This window comes from Acinetobacter faecalis, from assembly GCF_034187745.1.
In the GTDB taxonomy this organism is placed as follows: Bacteria; Pseudomonadota; Gammaproteobacteria; order Pseudomonadales; family Moraxellaceae; genus Acinetobacter; species Acinetobacter faecalis.
In genome coordinates this window covers 206,823-229,217 of record NZ_JAXHPF010000001.1, presented here as the reverse complement: position 1 = coordinate 229,217, position 22,395 = coordinate 206,823, and the positions used below count along the sequence as shown (strand labels likewise).

General features: G+C 35.2%; 16 protein-coding genes and 8 tRNA genes. 6 read left to right on the top strand and 18 right to left on the bottom strand.

The genetic code is table 11. The features are described from left to right. Positions 1 to 132: 132 nt before the first annotated feature. The 5 genes from SKM54_RS01160 to SKM54_RS01140 all read right to left on the bottom strand — a co-directional run bounded on the left by SKM54_RS01160 (position 133) and on the right by SKM54_RS01140 (position 5,547). The gene (locus SKM54_RS01160) at positions 133 to 648 is read right to left on the bottom strand and encodes an acyl-CoA thioesterase (RefSeq protein WP_154772831.1); all 516 of its coding nucleotides are present in this window, start codon (positions 646 to 648) and stop codon (positions 133 to 135) included. 307 nt (positions 649 to 955) lie between these two features. Beyond that, positions 956 to 1,141: a hypothetical protein gene (locus SKM54_RS01155; protein ID WP_154772832.1), complete on the bottom strand. Its 186-nt coding sequence runs from the start codon at positions 1,139 to 1,141 to the stop codon at positions 956 to 958. Between the two features lie 267 nt (positions 1,142 to 1,408). Then, complete coding sequence (locus tag SKM54_RS01150) at positions 1,409 to 2,395, bottom strand: patatin-like phospholipase family protein (protein WP_321093692.1); 987 nt, start codon at positions 2,393 to 2,395, stop codon at positions 1,409 to 1,411. A 162-nt stretch (positions 2,396 to 2,557) separates the two neighbouring features. After that, positions 2,558 to 4,033 carry an alanine/glycine:cation symporter family protein gene (locus tag SKM54_RS01145; RefSeq protein ID WP_321093689.1) on the bottom strand — a complete coding sequence of 492 codons (1,476 nt, stop codon included), beginning with the start codon at positions 4,031 to 4,033 and terminating at the stop codon, positions 2,558 to 2,560. Positions 4,034 to 4,248: 215 nt separating this feature from the next. Beyond that, the gene (locus tag SKM54_RS01140) at positions 4,249 to 5,547 is read right to left on the bottom strand and encodes a DcaP family trimeric outer membrane transporter (protein WP_321093687.1); all 1,299 of its coding nucleotides are present in this window, start codon (positions 5,545 to 5,547) and stop codon (positions 4,249 to 4,251) included. A 662-nt stretch (positions 5,548 to 6,209) separates the two neighbouring features. On the opposite strand from SKM54_RS01140, the gene yccS reads away from it, so the two are divergent. The 3 genes from yccS to SKM54_RS01125 all read left to right on the top strand — a co-directional run bounded on the left by yccS (position 6,210) and on the right by SKM54_RS01125 (position 11,771). Then, positions 6,210 to 8,384 carry a YccS family putative transporter gene (gene yccS / locus SKM54_RS01135; RefSeq protein WP_321093684.1) on the top strand — a complete coding sequence of 725 codons (2,175 nt, stop codon included), beginning with the start codon at positions 6,210 to 6,212 and terminating at the stop codon, positions 8,382 to 8,384. 84 nt (positions 8,385 to 8,468) lie between these two features. Beyond that, positions 8,469 to 9,029, top strand: a complete 561-nt coding sequence (locus SKM54_RS01130; protein ID WP_321093682.1) for a hypothetical protein — start codon at positions 8,469 to 8,471, stop codon at positions 9,027 to 9,029. A gap of 150 nt (positions 9,030 to 9,179) precedes the next feature. Further along, positions 9,180 to 11,771, top strand: a complete 2,592-nt coding sequence (locus SKM54_RS01125; RefSeq protein ID WP_321093679.1) for a sulfite reductase flavoprotein subunit alpha — start codon at positions 9,180 to 9,182, stop codon at positions 11,769 to 11,771. A gap of 117 nt (positions 11,772 to 11,888) precedes the next feature. On the opposite strand, the gene SKM54_RS01120 is transcribed toward SKM54_RS01125, so the two are convergent. From SKM54_RS01120 to SKM54_RS01070, 11 genes are all read right to left on the bottom strand, one after another. Continuing rightward, positions 11,889 to 12,347 carry a DUF2750 domain-containing protein gene (locus SKM54_RS01120; RefSeq protein WP_321090930.1) on the bottom strand — a complete coding sequence of 153 codons (459 nt, stop codon included), beginning with the start codon at positions 12,345 to 12,347 and terminating at the stop codon, positions 11,889 to 11,891. A 63-nt stretch (positions 12,348 to 12,410) separates the two neighbouring features. Next, a tRNA-Val gene (locus tag SKM54_RS01115) sits at positions 12,411 to 12,486 on the bottom strand. A gap of 86 nt (positions 12,487 to 12,572) precedes the next feature. Further along, positions 12,573 to 12,649, bottom strand: a tRNA-Asp gene (locus SKM54_RS01110). A 47-nt stretch (positions 12,650 to 12,696) separates the two neighbouring features. After that, a tRNA-Val gene (locus SKM54_RS01105) sits at positions 12,697 to 12,772 on the bottom strand. Positions 12,773 to 12,801: 29 nt separating this feature from the next. Then, a tRNA-Asp gene (locus tag SKM54_RS01100) sits at positions 12,802 to 12,878 on the bottom strand. Positions 12,879 to 12,890: 12 nt separating this feature from the next. After that, positions 12,891 to 12,966, bottom strand: a tRNA-Val gene (locus SKM54_RS01095). Positions 12,967 to 12,988: 22 nt separating this feature from the next. Further along, positions 12,989 to 13,065: transfer RNA gene (locus tag SKM54_RS01090), tRNA-Asp, on the bottom strand. Positions 13,066 to 13,116: 51 nt separating this feature from the next. Next, positions 13,117 to 13,193 (bottom strand) — tRNA-Asp (locus SKM54_RS01085). Between the two features lie 28 nt (positions 13,194 to 13,221). Beyond that, a tRNA-Val gene (locus SKM54_RS01080) sits at positions 13,222 to 13,297 on the bottom strand. A 234-nt stretch (positions 13,298 to 13,531) separates the two neighbouring features. Next, on the bottom strand, positions 13,532 to 14,038 hold the full coding sequence (gene elsL / locus SKM54_RS01075; protein WP_321093677.1) for a cell wall-recycling L,D-carboxypeptidase ElsL: 507 nt from the start codon (positions 14,036 to 14,038) through the stop codon (positions 13,532 to 13,534). Beyond that, complete coding sequence (locus SKM54_RS01070) at positions 14,035 to 14,418, bottom strand: YbaN family protein (RefSeq protein ID WP_321089567.1); 384 nt, start codon at positions 14,416 to 14,418, stop codon at positions 14,035 to 14,037. Before SKM54_RS01070 ends, elsL begins: the two co-directional genes overlap by 4 nt. An 89-nt stretch (positions 14,419 to 14,507) precedes the next feature. Here SKM54_RS01070 and SKM54_RS01065 point away from each other — a divergent pair, with 89 nt between their 5' ends. From SKM54_RS01065 to dapE, 3 genes are all read left to right on the top strand, one after another. Further along, positions 14,508 to 15,365, top strand: a complete 858-nt coding sequence (locus SKM54_RS01065; RefSeq protein ID WP_321093675.1) for a DUF1853 family protein — start codon at positions 14,508 to 14,510, stop codon at positions 15,363 to 15,365. A 117-nt stretch (positions 15,366 to 15,482) separates the two neighbouring features. Then, the gene (locus SKM54_RS01060) at positions 15,483 to 15,632 is read left to right on the top strand and encodes an entericidin A/B family lipoprotein (RefSeq protein ID WP_154772843.1); all 150 of its coding nucleotides are present in this window, start codon (positions 15,483 to 15,485) and stop codon (positions 15,630 to 15,632) included. Positions 15,633 to 15,751: 119 nt separating this feature from the next. Further along, positions 15,752 to 16,885, top strand: coding sequence for a succinyl-diaminopimelate desuccinylase (dapE, locus tag SKM54_RS01055; RefSeq protein WP_321093673.1), 1,134 nt, complete (start codon positions 15,752 to 15,754; stop codon positions 16,883 to 16,885). A 92-nt stretch (positions 16,886 to 16,977) separates the two neighbouring features. On the opposite strand, the gene SKM54_RS01050 is transcribed toward dapE, so the two are convergent. Both SKM54_RS01050 and SKM54_RS01045 read right to left on the bottom strand, forming a co-directional pair. Beyond that, positions 16,978 to 17,439, bottom strand: a complete 462-nt coding sequence (locus SKM54_RS01050) for a hypothetical protein (RefSeq protein ID WP_171501278.1) — start codon at positions 17,437 to 17,439, stop codon at positions 16,978 to 16,980. A gap of 4 nt (positions 17,440 to 17,443) precedes the next feature. Further along, positions 17,444 to 22,252, bottom strand: coding sequence for a hybrid sensor histidine kinase/response regulator (locus SKM54_RS01045; protein WP_321093670.1), 4,809 nt, complete (start codon positions 22,250 to 22,252; stop codon positions 17,444 to 17,446). Positions 22,253 to 22,395 lie beyond the last annotated feature (143 nt).

Sequence of the window (22,395 nt, the reverse complement as noted above, 5' to 3'; positions counted from 1 at the left end):
CCACCCAAACAAAACGATACGTATCGTTTCAATTTACAGGATTTATTCAATAAATTCCACCCAACTAAAGTGCATATTTTAATTTTTTGCAAAAAAAAGACCCCTTCAAGGGGTCTTTTTAAAGCGTAAAGCTTACTTAGATTTTTTATAAATACTGCAAGAAGGATGATGACTTTCTTGTAAACGAGCAACTTTACGATGCTCCGCAGATTCAAAACGGCAACGTTTCCAATCATTATCTAAATTTAATGCTGGAATATGTTTTGGTTTACCATTTTCATCAACAGCAACCATTGTGAAATAGCAGCTATTTGTATGGCGCACAGTACGCTTTTGAATATTTTGAGCTTCTACACGAATACCAATTTCCATAGAAGTACGACCAACATGGTTCACACTTGCAAGGAAAGTTACCATTTCACCTACATGAATAGGCTCTTTAAATGTTACTTTATCTACAGAAAGCGTAACAACATAACTACCTGAATAACGACTTGCACAAGCATAAGCTACTTGGTCAAGTAATTTTAGAATTGTTCCACCATGAACATTACCTGAAAAGTTTGCCATGTCTGGTGTCATTAAGACTGACATTGTAAGTTCAGACTGGTCATCTAATATTGGGGCAATTTGATCTAATGGGGACATTACGTTCTCTAGACTCATTCAAAGACAAAAAGATATGTGAATTATATTATATCGCTTTTTTCTATTATTTTTACCCTTAACGGTCTAAAAATATCATCATTATTTTTTATATTTATTAACCATTTCTTTTTAAAATATAGTGCAATGATAATATAAAAATCACAAACCTTTGTTTTTTATATCCTTATTAACCAACCATACTTAAAAGCTTTAATATTCAACTATTTATGTATTACAAAAATAAACAATCTAAAAATAATAATAATATAGGTAAATCCATCTACCTAGCTTATTTAAAAGTAAAAATTCACTTCGATTCTTGTGCAACTAATCTCAACATTTCTTGTGCAATATTTCCGTATTTAATAATATTTGTGCCGTCTAACTTTGCTTCTATTTCAAATGAGCCATCTACATTTTTGTTAATCACCTCAAATACAATATTTTCTACTGTTGCCATCATTACGTTTGAACCTATGTGTATGTCATTCATATACAACCCCTGTGTTAATGTTTGAAATTTTAGAAAACTAAATATTCCTTTATAGCTAAATTATAATAAAATAAGACCAAACGATAAACCTAAATTCTTGAATTAACTAATAGATTTATATTTACAAAAAATACACTAATATAAAAATAATCTTAATAATTTAAAATAAAATTGGTTTTTCAGTATGTTATTTAATCTGATATTTTTTTATTTTATTTATTAATATAAAAAAAGACCTAATAAAAGTAGGTCTTTTTTTTATAAAAATCACTCTTTCACAATTAAGCGATTAGAACGCTTTAAAAGCGGATAATTATCAATTATTTTTCTTAATTCCGGCAAAATTTTTTGTGTTGCATTCTGCCCTGCCAGCATTGTAATTTCACGTCCACTTACATCAAAAATATGCACTTTCTCTCGTAAATCTGGCTGAATCACAATATCTGCACCTTTCAATTCTTCCTGTGCTAAATGCTTTTGCATAATATTAATATTCTGATTAAACAGCCCCCAAATATTCGAAGTTTCTGTATGGACAGGTTGTGCCAGAATATCCACCGCAATCACAATATCTGCGCCTAGTTTTTTCGCCACATCTACAGGTACTGGACTAACTAAACCACCATCTACGTATTCGTCATCACCAATTTTTGTTGGTATAAACATACTTGGAATAGCAACAGAAGCACGTACTGCTTGCCCAGTATTACCATAATTAAATACAACCTTTTTGCCTTCTTTTAGTTCTGTCGCAATCACATACATGGGGATTTTTAAGGACTGTAAAGGTGTGTTATTGACTTCTTTATTGATGAAATCTTCGACTTTTTTACCTTCAAAAAAACCTTTTTTATCGAGAGTAACATCTCGTACATCATTGGCTTTTAAATTTAAGGCAATTTCTCGTAACTCACTTGAATTTTTACCACTTGCATAAAGCGAACCAACAATACTTCCCGCACTTGTTCCCACAATAAAATCTGGATGAATATGATTTTTTTCTAAAATTTCAATTGCACCAATATGTGCATAACCACGTGCTCCACCACTTCCTAAGACTAAAGCGATAATTGGTTTTTTCGCATCTTTTTTTAAGTTTTTGAAATTTATTTGGTTTGATACTTCACGAGCATCATCTAAAGTATGAGGCGCAATTGCTGCTGTCTTATTCTTGTTTTGTTGAACTTTGGGAATGCTTTGACAGCCTGTTAGAAATATTATTACACACCCAAATATAAGATTTACTTTCAACATTATTCCATTAAACGTATAAATTGACCGCGCATAATATACAAATAATTTATGGATAAATTGAAGATTTCTAGCTTAACTTTCGTTAACTTTTATAAAATTCAATTTCATAATGTTTCAAATATAAAAAAGCCTCTTATCAAAGAGGCTTTTAAAAATGACAAATTACCAAATATCTGAGTTTACTTTGTCTTTAAATTTAGGATGATCATCCATTTTAAACACAGGCTCTACAATTCCATTTTTCAACTGCGCTTTATAATCTTTAAGCAACATCATAAAGAATGGCGTGAGCAAGACAATTGCAAATAAGTTGATGACTGCCATGCTTCCCATGAATAAATCGGCCATATTCCAAATTAACGGAACACTTGTAATTGCACCAAAATAAACCATAACCAATACAAACACACGGAAAATAAACATCACTTGCTTATTGTTATTAATAAACTGAATGTTTCCTTCTGCGTAAGCATAGTTACCAATAATCGATGAGAACGCGAACATGAATAAAATGATCGCTAAGAAATCTCCGCCCCAAACACCAATCTGACTTTCTAAAGCCATTTGAGTTAAAGTCACACCCTCAAAGCCCGCATCATGATATAAACCTGAAACTAAAATAATAATAGCGGTACAAGTACATACCACAAATGTATCTACAAATACGCCAAGCATTTGTACAAGACCTTGGTTTACAGGATGCTTCACATCTGATGCTGCCGCAGCATTAGGCGCAGAACCCATACCTGCTTCGTTTGAGAATAAACCGCGTTTAATCCCTTGCATCATTGCCATAGAAACCATAGCACCAAAGAAACCACCAGCCGCTGCATCAAATTCAAATGCTTTGCTAAATATTAAATGGAAAATGTCTGGCAAAATACTGTAGTTTGCGAAAGCAATATAAAGTGCCACAGCTAAGTACAAAATAGCCATGAATGGCACAAAACTTTCAGCGACTTTAGCAATACGTTTAATACCACCAAAAATAACCATTGCTGTAAGTACAACAAGTGCTATGCCAACCCACGATACTTCTAAGTTTAAACCACCTAAATTAATAATAGGGTTTGCTTTATCCCAACCCCACGCATGTGAAGTTGCACCTACAATTGCATTGGCTTGTACAGCATTAAACACAAAACCATAAGTAAAAATGAGTGATATTGCAAAAACAACACCCAGCCATTTTTGTTTTAAACCTTGGGTAATGTAATAAGCAGGTCCACCACGGAACTGTTTATTTTCTTTATCTCTAATTTTAAATAGCTGAGCAAGTGATGATTCAACAAATGCAGAGCTCATCCCTAACAATGCAGTGAACCACATCCAAAAGACAGCACCAGGTCCACCAATCGCAATTGCAATGGCTACACCCGCTACATTACCTACACCAACTCGACTTGCTAAGCCTGTAACGAACGCCTGAAAAGGTGTAATACCATGATCATCATCACCTTCTTTACGGCTACGCTTCATTACTTTTAAGCTGTGAAAAAGCATGCGAATTTGTACACCACCTGTAATGAGTGTGTAAAAACCACCAACAGCCAAAAGAAATATAACCAAGAAATCCCAAAGGGGCGTATTAAGCGTATTGATTAAGGCTAATAAGCGTTCGTTTAAATGCTCATCCATATGCAATCCTACAAGCTTGAAATTAGAAAATTTGTTATTAAAGTTAGAATATAGTTTTTAAAAACATGAATTCACACTTTAAATGTGAACGCATTATGCATTTTATGAATAATTATTTAATTATATTTTACAATTTGCTAATAAATAAAAGAAAAAATAAACAAAAAAACAGGAGCATTAAGCTCCTGTTTTACATTTAAACATGAACGTTTAAATTAGAAATCGTATTTAGCCATAAAGCCAATATGGTTTTCTTTACCAGTCTGATTATCTACAGTATCACGCTTACCGTAAACATATTCAGCACCAAATGTAATTGGTTTAACAGGGCTATACATAACATTTAACCAAGCTTGTTGAAGCTTTTCATTATTGCTTGCTGTATCTTTATCAAAGAAGACAGCACCATAGCCTAAAGTACTACGTAACTTTGGATTAAACTTATAAGTAGCACCAACTGTTACCGCATCAAATTCAGCCAAATCAATATCATTTCCATCTGCTACATATGCAGTATTACTAGATGTATAGCCTAAATAGAAATTATCACCTTTTACATGCGAGTAATCTACATTTAAAGATAATGCATCAACTGGTTTAAAGTTAGCACCAACTGCTAAGCCCCATCCAAATTCTTTTTTATCATCATATTCTTTAGGATCAGCTTGAGTACTTGTTGCATCTACATTACGAGCACGTACTTCTTGTACTAAAGCACGAGCATTTACAACACCTTTATCAAACTTATAATCAACTTTAGCCGTAGCTGCAGGTAAACGGTTAGCATCCGCACCTTTTTCTAAAGCTACAGCATAAGATGCATTTGCATTAATCTTATCTGAATAACGTACCATTGGCGTACGTTTTGTACCTATACCAAGTGGTGAGCTAAAATCGATCATTTCTGGAACTGTTGCACCAGACAAGAAGTTAGAGGTTGTTTGACCCACTAACCAATTGTTATACGTTAAATATGCATGACGGATACGTAAAGCATCATTTGTACCAGCAAAGTCAACTTCGATTTTACCACCAACATCAGCGCCCTCTACAGGTGCTTTAAAATCTAAACCTAAACGTGTAGTTTTAGCAGTTGCATAAAAACGATCACTGTTAGGATTTTTAACATATTTAGGATTAGCAGTAGTACCTACGTTAGTACCACCTAAGTCAGCTTTATCAATGCTACTGAAAATACCATCTGCACCATCAATTTTGTATTGAGCATCGGCACGTACAAAACCATAAATATTTACATTTGCCCCAGCTTTAGACTTCAAACCCGCCAAAGTAGATTGTGGTGCAGCTTTAACTTGCTCAATTTGAGAAGCTTGCTGTAATTGAACTTGTTGTTGTTGTTGAATCAGTGTTTTTAAGGTTTCAACTTCTTGACGAAGTTGTTGAATTTGCTTTTGCTCTGCTGATGCTGCATTTGCAACCGTGCTTAACATTAAAACAGATACAGTTGCTGCTAAGCTTTTTGCTACAAACTTAGTAGTAAGCAATTGACTCATGAAATTCTCCAAAATTAAAAATTTGCGTCCGTGACTTTGTCTTTTTAAGGTTATTTATATTCCATAATAACCATAAAACTCAAAAGCTCTATAGATGATACATCTGTAACAGAAGCTTAAAGTGTAATCATTACAACATGTGTAATTTAGTTATTAATTCAATCCATGAAAAATACATTTATCGAATTATGGATTTAATGTAACAAGTTCTTACCAAGATTAAAATCAATTTTACTGAATAACTTATGAATAATTATTCAAAAAACTTATTACAATTCATATCTGTTTGTTTTTCATACTTTTAATAAGATAATTTTCACACTATTTACTTTTCCCTTATATACCTATGTATTATATTTATTCTAAAAATAGAAAGCTTTTTAATTAATATATAATAAGTATGATTTTTTATACTTAAAACACCAAGAAAAATCACTTTATTTATTTAGTAAAAAATATAAAACATACTCAACAAAGAAAATTAAACCATATAATTTCAACAACTTAAAAATATTGTGTTTTTTTAGCTTTTATCCATACTTTTACAATATTCTTTAAAGACAAAATTAATATACACATAGTATGATTTACTACAATTATTAAGTTCTTTCATCGGTTCTCAACCTGAAATATCTATCACTAAATAAATGAAGGGATATGTTTTGAAATCTTGGCTTACGCGTCTAAAACAAGCGACTTATAACACGACGTTTATGTACAACATTCGGATGATTATTGCATTTTCAGGAACTGCGTTTTTACCCTACTTTATGGGAAATCAATTAGCGACGATCCCTTTAACACTAGGTGTTGTTGCGGCAGGAATTAGCGATATTGATGACCGCTTTTCAGCTCGGCTTCAAAACCAACTTTATACTTATTTAGGCTTTTTCATTACAGCAACATCTATTCAACTACTTTTCCCACATCCTGTTTTGTTTGCTTGTGGACTCATTATTTCTTGTATCTGTCTAATCTTATTAGGTTCTTTAGGTAGAAGATACGCCACAATTGCATATGGCTGTTTGGTTGTTTCTGTCTATTCAATGCTGGGGGTTCATCTTTTTGAGGATTGGTATATTCAGCCTGCTTTATTGGTAATAGGCGCAGCATGGTATGGATTAATTTCTACTATTAGTTTCCTACTTTTTCCTGTTCGTGAAGTACAAGATAAAATTTCACAATCATATTCATCTTTAGGTGATTTTCTTTTTGCAAAATCCAATCTTTTTGATGTAGATATGACGCCTGAAAGCTATCAACAAAGCATGATTGATTTATCATTAGAAAATGGGAAATTAGTTGGAATTTTCAACCAAGTTAAGACTGTTTTACTCACACGCTTAAAAGGTGACCGTGGGCAAAAGGATACCCGTCGTAGCTTACAATATTATTTTGTTGCTCAAGATATTCATGAACGTGCAGATTCAGCACATATTGATTATCAAAAATTAGCAAAAATTTTCGAACATAGCGATGTACTTTTCCGCTTCCAACGTATTTTGGCTTTACAGGGAAAAGCCTGTAAAGATTTAAGTCAAAGCATTATGAAGCGTGAAGTTTATAATCATAATCTTCGCTTTAAACATGCCTTTCAAAATTTAAAACATTCACTTGAAAAATTAAAAGAAGATGATGCATTCGACCAAATCTGGGTAAATGCACTTTATTCGCTATATCAAAATTTAAAATCCATTGATGCTCAACTTAAAAACCTTGAAACAGAACGTAATATTTCTCTAGATAAGTCTAAGCATATTGAAAACCAACTTAAAGACGATGACTTAAAAGGTTGGGATGACATTGTCGTGCGTATTCGACAAAACTTAACACCTGAATCTGTATTGTTCCGTCATGCTATCCGATTATCTTTGGTGCTTTTAGTTGCGTATATTTTCGTACAAGTAACAGATATTCAATATGGCTATTGGGTTCTATTAACAGCATTATTTGTTATCCAGCCTAACTTTAACGCCACAAAACGACGTTTAAGATTGCGAATAATCGGTACGCTCATTGGTATTATTATTGGCTATGCCATCTTGTATTTCATTCCTTCTATCGAAGGTCAATTACTTCTACTCATTATTAGTGGTGTATTATTCTTCGAATTACGCAGTAAGCAATACGCACAAGCGACTGCCTTTATTACCATTCTTGCATTAATTAACTTTAATTTAGATGGTTTAGGTTTTGCCGCTGCCTTCCCGCGTATGATTGATACGCTTATTGGCTGTGCTTTAGCTTGGCTTGGTGTGACTTTTATTTTTCCAGACTGGAAATTTAGACGCTTACCACGCAATATTTCACGTTCACTTAATGCACAAAGTAATTATTTAGCAGAAATTATTGAACAATATAAAACAGGCAGAAATAACGGATTAACGTATCGCGTTGTTCGACGTGCTGCGCATAATTCAGATGCAGATGTAGCATCATTAATATCTACCTTAGCAACCGAACCAGATTTTGACCAAGATCAGAAAGCACTTGCCTTTGAATTTTTATGTTTAAACCACACTTTCTTAAGTTATATCGCGGCTTTAGGTGCACATAGAGAAAAAATTGAAGATCAAGAGATTTTAGCATTGCTAGATCAAGCGCTGAATGATATTAATGGTGCATTACTTCGAGATGAAGTACCAGATTTAAGTGCTCAGAACATGCTACAAAAAATTCGTCAACGCTTAACGCTAAATACAGATGAAGACCAAAAATCTCTCATTATTTTACAGCAATTATCTTTGATGATGAGTATATTGAATCAACTTAGTCGCTTAAAGCAAAGCTTGAGTCATGATAGAGATGAACATTCAACAGAATTAGCATCTTTATAAATAGGATGAATTTGCAACAATATACTCCTGATATGTCTCAATTAATGCTACACTTTTTACAGTTCTGAATTTGTTAATTTTACTATGACCGCGAAAAATTTATACGCTTATACATTACAACCTGTGAGCTACGAAATCTCTGAAGCTGAGCAACGCCATGCTCAACTGACAATTTGGCGTAGTACCAATAAAATTGGCATGAAAGCTTGGGCTATCATGGGTGTTGTTACTTTACTTTCTATTTTGGGTATCGTTCTACTGAAAAACTATTCAACAATTTTCTGTTGGGTGGCACTTGTCAGTGTTGTGACTTACTACTTAGTTCGTCGCTTTGGCTTAGAATGGTATGTTAAACGCAAAATGAACGAATTCCCTGTTCAAGATATTGCAGGTATCCGTTTAGGTGTTCAACCTCACGGTATTGTGATGCGCCAAAAAATGGGGCTTCAAGAAGGTGTCGGTAGTGTTGCTTGGAAAGATATCTATGAATGGTACAACACACCAGAATTTCTGCTCGTTAACTTCAAAGTTAAAGATCAGCAAGGTGCATACATTTTGCCAAAACGTTTAGATTCTAAAAACTTCTCTTTTAATACAATTCGTAAGCATTTAAAAGAAACTGTTGGTGAAGCTAAAACCATTTAAGATTTAATCATCACTATAAGACCTCCCATTCATGGAGGTTTTATTTTGATCTAATTACTATTGAGAATAATTATTATTTAAATAATTCATTATCCCTTCAATATCTTCATATATAATTACAATTAATTTATTTATAACTACGCCTTTCTCATGTTTAAGAAAATATTTTTTCAATTACATTGGTTTCTTGGAATAAGTGCTGGACTCATTCTTGCCCTTATGGGAGTTACAGGTGCAATTTATTCATACGAACAACAAATTTTAAAGGCCATCAACCAAGATAGCTATGTTGTACAAGTTCCAAACTCAGAAAAACTCACACCCGCTCAAATTTTTCAGCAGTTTAGTCAAGAAAATCCAGACTCTAAAATAAATAGTATTACGGTTGCGAAAGATCCTACAGCCTCATCTACGGTTAATATTGCAAAAGAAGGTGCGCGTCGTGGCGTAAATGTCATGATTAACCCGTATACAGCAGAAACTTTACCTGCAATTAAAGGGCAAGAATTCTTTCAGTTTATACAACAATTACATCGAAATTTAACTGTTGGGCCTGTAGGTAAACAAATTACTGGTGCTTGTACACTTATTCTAATTTTCTTTGTATTGAGTGGCTTATATTTACGCTGGCCCAAAAAGCATTCATTCAAGCAATGGTTTGCAGTTAAACCCAAATTAAAGGGTCGCAATTTTATTTGGGATTTACACGCAGTTGTTGGTACTTGGGTTGTAACATTCTATCTATTACTTGCATGTACAGGCTTGTATTGGTCATACGATTGGTGGCGCAATGGCATGTTCAAAGTACTTGGTGTTGAACGCCCACAGCCTCAAATGCAAGTTAATCAGCCTCGTCCTGAAACACCTGTAGCAGGTAAAAATCCACAAAGTGCTGAAAAAAAATCACCTAAAAATAAAGATGATGGTTTAAGCCCTGAACAAATCAATATTGCATTAACTCAAACTTGGAATGGTTTTAATAGCCAAATTGGTCGTGACTACTCTACTCTTACCTTAACTATTCCAAAGAAACCAAATGGTGAAATGGAATTAAGCTTTGTAGATGCCATTCCACAACATGAACGTGCACGCAATAAAGCCACTTTTGACTATAAATCTTCAGAATTAAAAGATGTCGAAATTTATGAAGATAAAAAGTTAAATGAAAAAATCATGAGCAGCATGTTACCTGTGCATAGAGGCAGTTTCTTTGGTCCTGTGTATCAGTTCTTTGCAATGATTTCATCATTATTAATGCCATTATTCTTTGTTACAGGATGGATGCTTTACCTGAAACGTCGTAAGCAAAAGAAATTAACGCTTGCCGCACGTAATTCACAAGTTGGTTTCACCATAGATCCTAATGCAAAACCTTGGCTAATTGTATACGCATCCCAAACAGGTGTTTCAGAACAACTTGCTTGGAGTACAGCAACAAGCTTACAAGAAGCTCATCAACCTGTAACTGTGAAATCTGCACAGCAAATTACATTGCAAGATTTAAAAAATACAGAACAAATTTTATTTGTTGCCAGTACTTATGGCACAGGTGAAGCACCAGATTTAGCATCAAGTTTTGTTAAAAAAATCTTGAATTCATCTGTCGATTTAAGTCATTTGAACTATGCTGTTTTAGCATTAGGTTCAAAAGAATATGCTGATAGCTATTGTAGTTTTGGTCATGCTATTAATACATGGCTTAAAAACAATAAAGCAACAGCTCTTTTCGATGTGATTGAGGTCGATAACGCGAACAAAGATCATATTCAGCAATGGAATACTGCACTCGCTCAAGCAACGAAACTCGACTTACAAAATGTATCTATTGATAAAACTTTTGATCAATGGACACTTAAAAACCGTAAGCTATTAAATGCTCACAGTTTAGGTGCCCCTGCATTTAGTATTGAGCTTAGCCCTAATCACGATGCTATTTGGCAAGCGGGTGATATTGCTGAAATTCAACCAGGAAATAGCCCAAAACGAATTCAGCAATTTATGCTTAAACACCAAATTACTGAGAACTTGAAAGTTGATTCTTCTGGCATTCGAATTGAACAAGCATTGTTATATAAAGATTTAACACGTGAAATTGAACCATTTGCAAATTTGGATCATTTACTAGAACAACTTGTTGACTTACCAACGCGTGAATATTCAATTGCAAGCATCCCATCTCAGCAAGTTTTAAGACTCGTTGTGCGCCAACAATCGGATAATCTTGCTCAGCTTGGGCTTGGTTCAGGTTGGTTAACCGAATATTCTAAATTAAATACCACAATTAATTTACGTATTCGTACCAATGAATCGTTCCATTTAATTGATGATAATAGACCAATTATTTGTATTGGTAATGGTACGGGCATTGCAGGATTAATGAGCTTAATTCATTCACGTGTTCGTCAAAATTATTCGCAGAATTGGTTAATTTTCGGCGAACGTCAAATTCAATACGATTATTTCTTCCAAGAAACAATTGAAGCTTGGCAAAATATGGGAATGCTTCAGCGCTTAGATCTTGCATTCTCTAGAGACCAAGCTGAGAAAATTTACGTTCATCACAAGCTCACTGAAAATGCTGATGCACTTAAAAAATGGATTGCTGATGGCGCTGTCATTTATGTTTGCGGCAGTATTGATGGTATGGCCTCAGATGTAGATCGTACACTGAATGAAATTTTAGGTGAAAATACGCTAGATCAACTTCGCCAAGATGGTCGTTACAGACGCGATGTTTATTAACCTCATCTTCCATTAATAAAGTTGAAGTATTAAATAATAAAAACCCGAGTTTTAGGACTCGGGTTTTTATTTGTGTGACTTAAATATGCATTACTTATTAAGTGATTAGATTCTAGATTAATGAATTCTAATATTTCGAGGTAATGGCAAATCTAATTTTTCATAAAGATCTGGTCTAGATATATATAGTTTATATAACGTTGATTTTAAATCTAATAACATTTTTTCAGGATTAACTTGAATATTTCGACCTTCAGGCGATAAATTCAATGAAAGAATATATTTAGCTTCCTTTAAATAAGGAATAATTTTTTCTAAAAATAATTTTAATGTGACTTTTTGGATTTTGTAATTAGCCCAATCACCATGCATTAACATACTTGCTAAATTTTTATGACTCCAAATAGCAAAGCTTTGCTGACCTGTATGCGTTGCACATAACGCCCACCCTTCATTATATAAACCAAACACATAACCTTGAGTAATAATTGTGTCTAAAAAATTTAGATAATTATCTTGAATGCTAATATCGGATTTAGCTGTTGATTTAGGTTTACGGTAATATGGATTTTTCATAATAAATATTGCTATTTAATTTGAGTTTTATAATATGTGTATTTTTTATTATTTTCAAATATATGGTGGGCGCTGACGGGATCGAACCGCCGACATTCTGCTTGTAAGGCAGACGCTCTACCAACTGAGCTAAGCGCCCTGAAGAATAAAAACAACGCTGTTGTTTCTATGATGCAAGAAAAGACCTGCTTTGAATATACATTTTCCACTTCAGGGAATGAAAAATGGCGCAGCGGACGGGACTCGAACCCGCGACCCTCGGCGTGACAGGCCGATATTCTAACCAACTGAACTACCGCTGCATCGCTATACTTATTTCTAAGCATTTATCTTTTAATTAAATAAAAGATGGTGGGCGCTGACGGGATCGAACCGCCGACATTCTGCTTGTAAGGCAGACGCTCTACCAACTGAGCTAAGCGCCCTTAAAGGGTCAAACATTTTGATTTTAAGATGGCGCAGCGGACGGGACTCGAACCCGCGACCCTCGGCGTGACAGGCCGATATTCTAACCAACTGAACTACCGCTGCATCATAAAAATCTGGTGGGCGCTGACGGGATCGAACCGCCGACATTCTGCTTGTAAGGCAGACGCTCTACCAACTGAGCTAAGCGCCCTTTAAAAGTTTTATTACGTAAATGGCGCAGCGGACGGGACTCGAACCCGCGACCCTCGGCGTGACAGGCCGATATTCTAACCAACTGAACTACCGCTGCACTTACATAATATCGCTATTAAAGCACAAACAACTTATTAAGAACTTAAAATGGCGCAGCGGACGGGACTCGAACCCGCGACCCTCGGCGTGACAGGCCGATATTCTAACCAACTGAACTACCGCTGCATTAAGCATCTTAACTTTGAAAGAAGCTTGGTGGGCGCTGACGGGATCGAACCGCCGACATTCTGCTTGTAAGGCAGACGCTCTACCAACTGAGCTAAGCGCCCTTTCAAATCGACTTCATCGCTTGATGAGGTGCATTATAGAGAATCCTGACGGTGTGTCAAACGCTTTTGTAACTGTTTTCCACATTTTAAGTTCGAGTGATTAAAAAATAGGTTATTAGATTCAAAAACAAGCAAATTCTGTGTTTTTTATAGAATTTAAGATTAGTCTTTAAATACTCACCCATACTTTTTTTAATAAAAAACTAAAAATCTGTATATTTATTTCGCCTTTTTCTAAATATTCAGCAATTTTTTTTCAGAAATATAGACCAATGCCTTCTCTGAAATTAAATCGAATAGCTCAATAACATCTACATTTCGCATTCGAATACAACCATGTGACTTAGGAATACCCATAGGTTCTGTATCTGGTGTTCCATGTATATAGATATAACGCTTGAATGTGTCACAGCCCTTACCCAAATTAAAGCCTTCCTCTAAACCACTCAACCAAAGTATGCGAGATAATATCCAATCTTTTTCTGGAAATGCTTCTGCTAAATCTTGATTATAGATTTCTCCAGTTTCTTTTCGAGCAATAAAAACGGTATTTTCAGGTGTATTCTCACCTACCTTTAATGCAACTTCATGCCAGCCTCTAGGTGTTTTACCTGAATTTTCTTGTTCGCCAATACCATTCAACCCACTCGAAATCACATAAAATTTATTGTGCTTTGGCAGATATAAAATTTGTTCTTCTAAATCTACTAAAATATCAGCTTGCTCTAAAGCATATTTCATTGCTCTACCTCATCTGCTTTAACAAGTGGTTCAGGTCTTAACCATAGCCAAATTGCAACAATCAACATCGTAACATCTGTAAATATTTTAACGCCAAGTGGCGCACTCGTTAATAACATGAGTATTCCACTAATAAACATCATAATACTTGCGAACCATTTTGCCTTTCTTGGTACAGTTCCATTTGCACGCCATGCTTTTAATGTCGGCCCATATTTAGGATGATTTAATAACCAAGCATCCATTTGCGGCCAACCTTTAGATGCCGCCCAAGCTGCTAATATAAGAAAAACGGTTGTTGGCATACCTGGCAATAATGCCCCTATAAAGCCAAGTATTACGAAGATGATAACCAAACTTCGCCAAAACAACGTTCTCATAGATTTTTCCTACGTATATCATTTTTGTAGTATAAGAGGTTTTAAATGATTATCCGTTGCATTTCTGCACTTTTTAGCTTGGATTTAACATGCCCTACGCTCCAACATCATCATTCGTAGAACCTTGGCTAAAATATAAAACTCCAATTGTTCGTCAACTTGCATTTGCTCTTGCTAGTCCAAATATTTTATCTCGCATTCCTAATGAGCTAAATATTCAACATTCTTTTAATCTTCATTCAAATGAACATTGGTTAGAACTTTATAATAACTATGACAGTCGTTTAAATGCGCTTGATTTAGACAGTACAGAACTTGATGTTTTTCTAGCAAAACTTAAAAGCACGCGCTTAGGCTTACGTTTTGAAATGTTTTTTTGGTTTTGGTTACTCGATGATAAATATCATCATTACAAATTATTAGCGCACAGCATTCAAATTATTGATGGACCGAAAACAGTTGGCGAACTCGACTTCCTCATATTCAACAATAAAGAAAACCGTATTGAACATTGGGAGGTTGCGCTTAAATATTATTTAGCAGAAAAAGATTTATCACTGCCCTTTTGGTACGGCTTAAATAGAAGTGACACTTTCGCTAGAAAACTTAATCATTTTACTCAAAAGCAGTTTCAATTTAGCCATGCATTGGATTATGAAATTTCACACAAATTTGCGGTAATGAAAGGGCAATTATTTCTACCTGAACATTCAAAAAACAACTTACAACCGAATTGGATTAATACAAATAGACGTTTAGGAGTTTGGGGAACTTCTATTAAAGATTCGTCTCAAGATTTTTATAGATTAAGTCGGCAAGAATGGATTTGTCCTCATATAGAAAAAAGCAGTGAAACAGCGCTGTGGTGGACAGATGGTTTATATTTACAACCAGAAACTCAAAACTTTTATATGTATAGAAATGCAAATTTATTAAAGCTTTATTGATCGCAAAGTGAGCTACATTTGTTTACTTAAGCACCATAAAAAATCAACAATACTTTTCAGATTATTTTTTAATCTAATTAGGTAATAAAAATTTAACCTAAAGGTATGGAATACATTATGAAAAAAATCCTTGTTGCTTCAATCGCTCTTGCATTTGTTTTAACTGGTTGTAATACCGTAAAGGGTGTGGGTCAAGATGTTTCTAAAGCAGGTGATGCTGTAAGTAAAACAGCAGAAAAAACATCGCAAGAAATTCGTAATAATTAATTCGCTTTAATTATGCTGTACAGCCCTATCTTCGATAGGGTTTTTTTATGTGTAAAAATTCCACTTATGTTTCACTTTCGCCTATTATAGGAACACTTTTTTAATGTGTTTTTATTGGTATGACTCAGTCTGAAACTCTTGAGCTTAGCTTACAATTATTGCGCCAACCTTCGGTGACCCCTGTTGATCATACTTGCCAAGACATTATGGCAAAACGCTTAGAAAAAATTGGGTTCAATATTGAAAACATGCGTTTTGATGATGTTGATAATCTTTGGGCGCGTAAAGGCACAGAAGCTCCTGTATTTTGTTTTGCAGGTCATACCGATGTTGTACCTACAGGCAACTTAGATGCTTGGAATTCCGATCCATTTGCACCAGAAATCCGTGATGGGAAATTATATGGTCGTGGTAGTGCAGACATGAAAACTGCACTTGCGGCAATGGTTGTTGCATCTGAACGCTTTGTCAAAAAACATCCTAATCATAAAGGTTCTATTGCATTTTTAATTACATCAGATGAAGAAGGTCCTTCAATTAACGGCACTGTTAAAGTGATTGAAACTTTAGAAGCGCGTAATGAAAAAATGGATTGGTGTTTAGTTGGCGAGCCATCTAGTACAAATAAACTTGGCGATATTGTTAAAAATGGTCGTCGTGGTTCTTTAAATGCCAATTTAACGGTTAAAGGCAAACAAGGTCATGTTGCATATCCGCACCTTGCGGTTAACCCAATTCACAGCTTTTCTAAAGCACTTGCTGAATTATGCGAAACAGTTTGGGACAACGGAAACGAATATTTCCCTGCAACAACTTTCCAAGTTTCAAATATTAACTCTGGTACAGGCGCAACAAATGTTATTCCCGGTACATTAAATACGCTATTTAACTTCCGTTATTCAACTGAAGTAACTGCTGAAGAATTAAAAGCGCGCACATTAGAAATTTTAGATCGACATAATGTTGAATATGAAATTTCTTGGACGCTTTCAGGTTTACCATTTTTAACGCCTGTTGGTGAATTGGTAAATGCTGCAAAAAGTGCAATTTTAAATGTGACTGGCGTAGAAACAGAGCTATCTACAAGTGGTGGCACTTCAGATGGTCGTTTCATTGCTCCTACAGGCGCTCAGGTGCTTGAATTAGGTGTTTTGAATGCAACCATTCACCAAATTAACGAACATGTAAATGTCGATGATTTAGAGCCTCTTGCTGAAATTTATGAACAAATTTTAGAAAATTTATTGGCTTAATGTTTTCACAAAATATTAAATATTTTTAAGACATAAAAAAGGAACTCCGCGGAGTTCCTTTTTTATTTGTATTCAACTTAATAAGTAAATACTTATTTAATGCCAAGAGATAGCTGAATATTGGCAATATGCGGAATATGGTAGTCTTTATCGCCCATTTTCACATATTGGAAAATTGTAGTATCAGAATTTTCTCGCTCATCATCTACAATTTCAGAAATACGCAAACGTACTGTTTTAGGCATTTCATTGCACATTAATGCAAAACGCTGATCAATATCATCACCTTCAATAACCAAAGCAACGCCTAATGTTTTATCTGGATGACATACAGAATAAACAGGTAAGCTTAAATCATGCCAATCTACAGTTTTCACTTTTGTGGGACTATCGAGTGCTGAAAGTACAATGTTTTGCGGAATCAACATTGGAGATTTATTGTGACATTCAACAATATAGGCATCGATAAATCCCGTCGAAACAGTGATTAAATGATGTAATTCTTGCTGACTAATCTGATCAATCAGTGATGAACTTACTGAATTTTGACTCACTTAATCACCCCTGTTTTGCTGCCAATAAAGTTTCAATATTCGCAAGTAGCTCTGCTTCTTGGAACGGTTTACCCATGTAGTTATTCACGCCTAAACTGAATGCACGCTCACGGTGTTTTTCACCTGTACGAGATGTAATCATAATAATAGGCAAGTCTTGGTGAAGATCATGATGTCGTACATGACTTGTTACCTCAAAACCATCCATACGTGGCATCTCAATATCAAGTAACATTAAATCTGGTTTCACATTTTCAAGTTGCTCAACCGCATCTACACCATCTTTTGCTGTTACAACATCGTAACCTTGGCGCTCTAACAAACGTGTTGTTACCTTACGAACTGTTACTGAGTCATCGACAATCATTACTAAGCGACGTGCATCATTACGTTGAATATCACGTTGTTTCGTAGTTACTTGCTGACGCTTCGTTGCTTGTACCTGACGAGCAATGCCTTGGCTATCTAGAATTAGACAAACATGACCATCACCCATAATCGTTGCGCCAGCAATTGCACCTACTTTAGAGAACTGTTGTCCAATTGGTTTCACTACAATTTGGCTACGTGAACCTACAAGTTGATCGACCAATAATCCAATCGTTTGCCCCGCACTACCTTTAATTAGAATAACAGGTAATGAATGTCCAACATTATTTAAACGTGGTACAGGCTGATTACTAATAAACTCTGAGATATAACGTAATTTATAGCTCTCATTGTCAATTTTGAAATAATCATCTTTACTATTGAAGTAAGTCTCAAGTGCAGCAGGTGCAATTCGAACAATACGTTCAATTTGTGCAAGTGGTAATGCAAATTGTTGATCGCCTGCTTTCACCATTAAGGCATCACTTACCGCTACCGTTGTAGGTACACGAATACTAAATGATGTGCCTTTACCTAATGTTGAATCTACAGTGACATGACCACCAAGTGCTTTAATTCCACTTTGTACAATGTCTAGACCAACACCACGTCCTGAAATTTGCGTAACTTCTTTAGCGGTACTAAAACCAGAATGGAAGATAAACTGTAAGATTTCTTGTTTATCTAACTCTTGGTCTTCAGTAATTAAGCCCTGTTTCAATGCTTTTGCTTTAATAACGTTATGGTCAATACCTTTACCATCATCGCTAAAAGTTACAATTACATCTGTACCTTGACGGCTAATATTTAATTCAATAACACCAACTTCTGGCTTTTTAGCAGCTAATCGATCTTCTGGATTTTCAATACCATGGTCAATTGCATTACGAAGCATGTGTTCAAATGGCGTCACTAAACGCTCAAGCGTTGTACGGTCTAATTCGCCTTCCGTGTTGTGAACAACAAGTTCCGTTGGACGGTTTAGAGATGATGCTGTTTGACGCACAATACGCTGTAAACGTGGCAATAAGCGTGAGAAAGGTACCAAACGTGTACGCATCAAACTTTCTTGAATTTCAGATTGAATACGTGATTGTTGTAATAACAGACCTTCTGCACCACGAATTTTATCGGCTAAGGTATTTTTAAAATCGACCAAATCGGAAGTAGATTCGGCAAGTGATTTAGACAATTGGTTTAAAGATGAATATTGGTCCATCTCTAATGGGTCAAAGTCTTCATAGCGTGAATTTTCACTACCATGCTTCGCAAGAATTTGCGACTCAAGCTCACCTTCCATTCGACGTAACTGATCCGCTAAACGCTGAATCGCCTGTTCCATCTCATACAAAGTACCGTTGAATTGTCCCAATTCCATTTCAATACGTGAACGGTTAATTGAGTTTTCACCAGATAAATCAATCATCTTCTCGACTAAATCTGCCGAGATACGAATCATCTCATTACTGTTGTCATCTTGATTAACATCATCCCACTCACCCAGCATTGCAGGTGGTTCTGTACCATCACCTTGAATAAATTCGAAGCTTGCAGTGCTGTCAATTAAATCAACTTGTGCAATGCGTTCTGGTAATTGTGCTGTTACATCCACATATTCAATAGCCGTTAAACTTGCATTTAGACCATCGAAGTTTGTGTAATCTCGTTTAAAGATTGCTTGTTTTAACCACGCGACAGTTGTGAATAACAAGTTGTCATAAGCATTCGAGTTAAATTGATGGAATGCAAATTGCTCTAGCGTATTTTCGAGCTGATAAGAAATAACAGCAACTGGTTCTAACTCAATCATACGTGCACCGCCTTTTAAGCTATGTACGGCACGTTGTAATTGAAGTAAAACGCTACGATTACTTCTGTCATCAATCCATTGTTGAATTAAACTTTCAGTTGTTTCTAAAAGCTCTTCTGCTTCTTCAAGGAATGATTCTTCTGCAATTTCATGCAGACTTTGTTCTTCAGCATTTCTTTCAGTTTTTACTGAGTCAGTAAAATCAACATTCGAAATTTCTTGTTGAAGATTTTCAGCAGGTGCTAATTCTTCAGGCAAATCAAAAGAAAGCGTTTCGCTAGATTGGAATGATATTGTGTTTTCAATTTCATTTATTTCTACTGAAACTGCTGTTTCAGTACGATCTTGAAGTGTCTCAATTTCAATAACAGGCTGAACTTCTGCTTCAATCAATTCAGTGCTAGCGACTTCTTGACCTTGTGTAATTGCCACAATGTTCTGAAGAATATTCACTGTTTCAGTTGCAGGATAATCAATAGCATCATCACGAATTGCTTGAATACGATCTGAAACATCATCTTGAACCAAACGAATTACGCTAATTAATGCGGGCGAAGCTTCAAATTGATTATTGATTAATCGCTCATAAATACTTTCTAAGTTATGCGTGATTAAACCAATATTTTTTGCAGAAATCATATTTGCACCACCTTTTAAGGTATGCAAATAACGCATTAAATTGGTTAAAGATGTTCTATTTTCATGGTCTTTCGTCCATGTATCGACTTCCTGATCGATAGAACCTAAAAGCTCATCTGCTTCTTCAAGGAAAATATCAAGTAAGTCTAAATCGAAATCACGGTTGGTAAGCTCTGAATCAACAGCCAATCGATCTGATGCAATACGCTGTGATAACTGCGCTAAATTAAAACCTGAGCCTTGTTCTGTTACTTGAATAGGTGTTGGCGGAGTATCTAAAGTGCTAAGCTCTAGAGCTTTTTCTTCAGTAGATTCAGTAATTTCTAAAGCGGTACTTTCAGTTTCAAATTCAAGCGTATTTGATTCTTTAATTTGAGGAGAAGGTTCTTCAAGAGTTAATTCTGAAGTATCTGTATCAGCAAAACCAATAGCATCAACATTTAAATCAAGCGAAGTTTTTTGCTGCGGTTCAACAGAATCCGTTGGAAAGCTTTCAATATCTTGTTGAATAAATGCAGATAAGTTTTGAAGTGCGTTCAAGTCATCTTCGCTTAAAGTCACACGCTGACTTGATGCCAAACTATCGAATAAATAAATTAATTTTTGATGAACTATATTAAATACATCATAAGCATAATCTGAATTTAATAGCTGTGGCTTTTCTAACAACGCATCGTAAGCAGCTTTCAGCTCTTTACTGAGGTGATGAATACTTTCAGCAGCTTTAACTTGCGTACCTTCTACTAAAAGTTGTGCTTGAGCACTTAATTGACGTAAGTACTGCTGATCATTTGCTAATTGGTCAAACTCAAATTCAGCATCAAGCAAGCGATCAATATTCAAATCCATCAACTTAGTGACAATACCTTGCGTGTTTTCGCTGACTTCAGCATGTTGTCCAGCAAACTCAAATTGATTCCAATTTTCTAGAAACTCATCAAAAATTGACTGCAAGTTGTCACGTGATGCAGATTGTTTTAATTGCTCAAGATAGTTTTGAATAAACTCTGAATATTGCAACAAAGCAGACAGTTCTTGGTAAGTAACGTCTAAGCCTTCTTCTACCAGTGTTTTAAACAAATGTTCAAGTTTGGTACTTGCATCAAAAATATGGTCTAAATCGACCATAGTCGAGCTACCGCGCAAAGTATGTAATGCACGAATTAAATTGTTGTACTCTTTTTCAGTCACATTTTCACTGCTTAAAAAAGAGCGAATAACACTAAGGTGTTCTTCTGCTTCTTCCACAAAAATTTCAATTGTTTCTGCAAGCAATGTACTTTGCTCAATGTCAGCAATTGCTGATTCTGAAGTCGTTACAGATTTTTCAACCTGCTCATTCGCTTCATGTAGAAAATCAACTGCTTCAATTGTATCTTGAATAGGTTCAAACGCAGCTTCTTGTGAAACTGGCTCAACCATTTCAAAGTTTTCAATATTTAAACCGTCAACAGCTGCTTCTTGTAATTCAATCTCAAGACCTGTAGATGAGTTTTCATCTTCAAGCGTATTGGCTAATTGCAATACATCTTCTAAAGCAGGCTCTAAGCTTAGCTGTTGTTGTAAGTACTGCCCAATCAACACTAAAGGTCTTAAATCGATAGCTGTTGGTTGAACATTTCTGAATAACGGATAAAGCTTAAATTTATAAATTTTATAAACAGTCGCAACAAATTGCTCAATTTGAGTTGTTGGCTGAATTGCGCCTGCTAAAATACGGTTTAAAAGGTCTTCAACTGCCCATGCAACTTCACCAGCAGAGCGCGCGCCAACCATACGTCCAGAACCTTTTAAAGTGTGGAAATGACGACGTATTGTTTTAAGTACTTCAGTATCTGTTGAATTTGCCAACCACGATTCAAGCAACGGCTCTAACTCTTCGAAGATTTCTTCTATTTCTTCGACGAAAATTTCTAGAATTTCTTCATCTTGCTCAAGATAACTATCTTCAGGAAGCGTTGTAGATTCAACTAAATTTTTTAATATTTCTTTCATAGCTAAGGCTTCTTACGTTATCCGCACCGAAAGGCACTTAAACTGAATCTGGAATAAAGATGCACTCCTTTATGAAGGAAAATGCATCGTTACAAATTTCTGAATGGGTGTATCCATTTCTAAAAATAGATACACCGTCCCCA

What these genes read in the sequence shown, in the direction of transcription:
- elsL (WP_321093677.1), bottom strand. Translation starts at nt 14,038, where the DNA reads ATGAAATATGCTTTAGAGCAAGCTGATATTTTAGTAGATTTAGAAGAA.
- SKM54_RS01140 (WP_321093687.1), bottom strand. Translation starts at nt 5,547, where the DNA reads ATGAGTCAATTGCTTACTACTAAGTTTGTAGCAAAAAGCTTAGCAGCA.
- SKM54_RS01145 (WP_321093689.1), bottom strand. Translation starts at nt 4,033, where the DNA reads ATGGATGAGCATTTAAACGAACGCTTATTAGCCTTAATCAATACGCTT.
- SKM54_RS01160 (WP_154772831.1), bottom strand. Translation starts at nt 648, where the DNA reads ATGTCCCCATTAGATCAAATTGCCCCAATATTAGATGACCAGTCTGAA.
- SKM54_RS01070 (WP_321089567.1), bottom strand. Translation starts at nt 14,418, where the DNA reads ATGAGAACGTTGTTTTGGCGAAGTTTGGTTATCATCTTCGTAATACTT.
- SKM54_RS01150 (WP_321093692.1), bottom strand. Translation starts at nt 2,395, where the DNA reads ATGTTGAAAGTAAATCTTATATTTGGGTGTGTAATAATATTTCTAACA.
- SKM54_RS01120 (WP_321090930.1), bottom strand. Translation starts at nt 12,347, where the DNA reads ATGAAAAATCCATATTACCGTAAACCTAAATCAACAGCTAAATCCGAT.
- SKM54_RS01065 (WP_321093675.1), top strand. Translation starts at nt 14,508, where the DNA reads ATGCCCTACGCTCCAACATCATCATTCGTAGAACCTTGGCTAAAATAT.
- SKM54_RS01125 (WP_321093679.1), top strand. Translation starts at nt 9,180, where the DNA reads ATGTTTAAGAAAATATTTTTTCAATTACATTGGTTTCTTGGAATAAGT.
- SKM54_RS01130 (WP_321093682.1), top strand. Translation starts at nt 8,469, where the DNA reads ATGACCGCGAAAAATTTATACGCTTATACATTACAACCTGTGAGCTAC.
- dapE (WP_321093673.1), top strand. Translation starts at nt 15,752, where the DNA reads ATGACTCAGTCTGAAACTCTTGAGCTTAGCTTACAATTATTGCGCCAA.
- SKM54_RS01060 (WP_154772843.1), top strand. Translation starts at nt 15,483, where the DNA reads ATGAAAAAAATCCTTGTTGCTTCAATCGCTCTTGCATTTGTTTTAACT.
- SKM54_RS01045 (WP_321093670.1), bottom strand. Translation starts at nt 22,252, where the DNA reads ATGAAAGAAATATTAAAAAATTTAGTTGAATCTACAACGCTTCCTGAA.
- SKM54_RS01155 (WP_154772832.1), bottom strand. Translation starts at nt 1,141, where the DNA reads ATGAATGACATACACATAGGTTCAAACGTAATGATGGCAACAGTAGAA.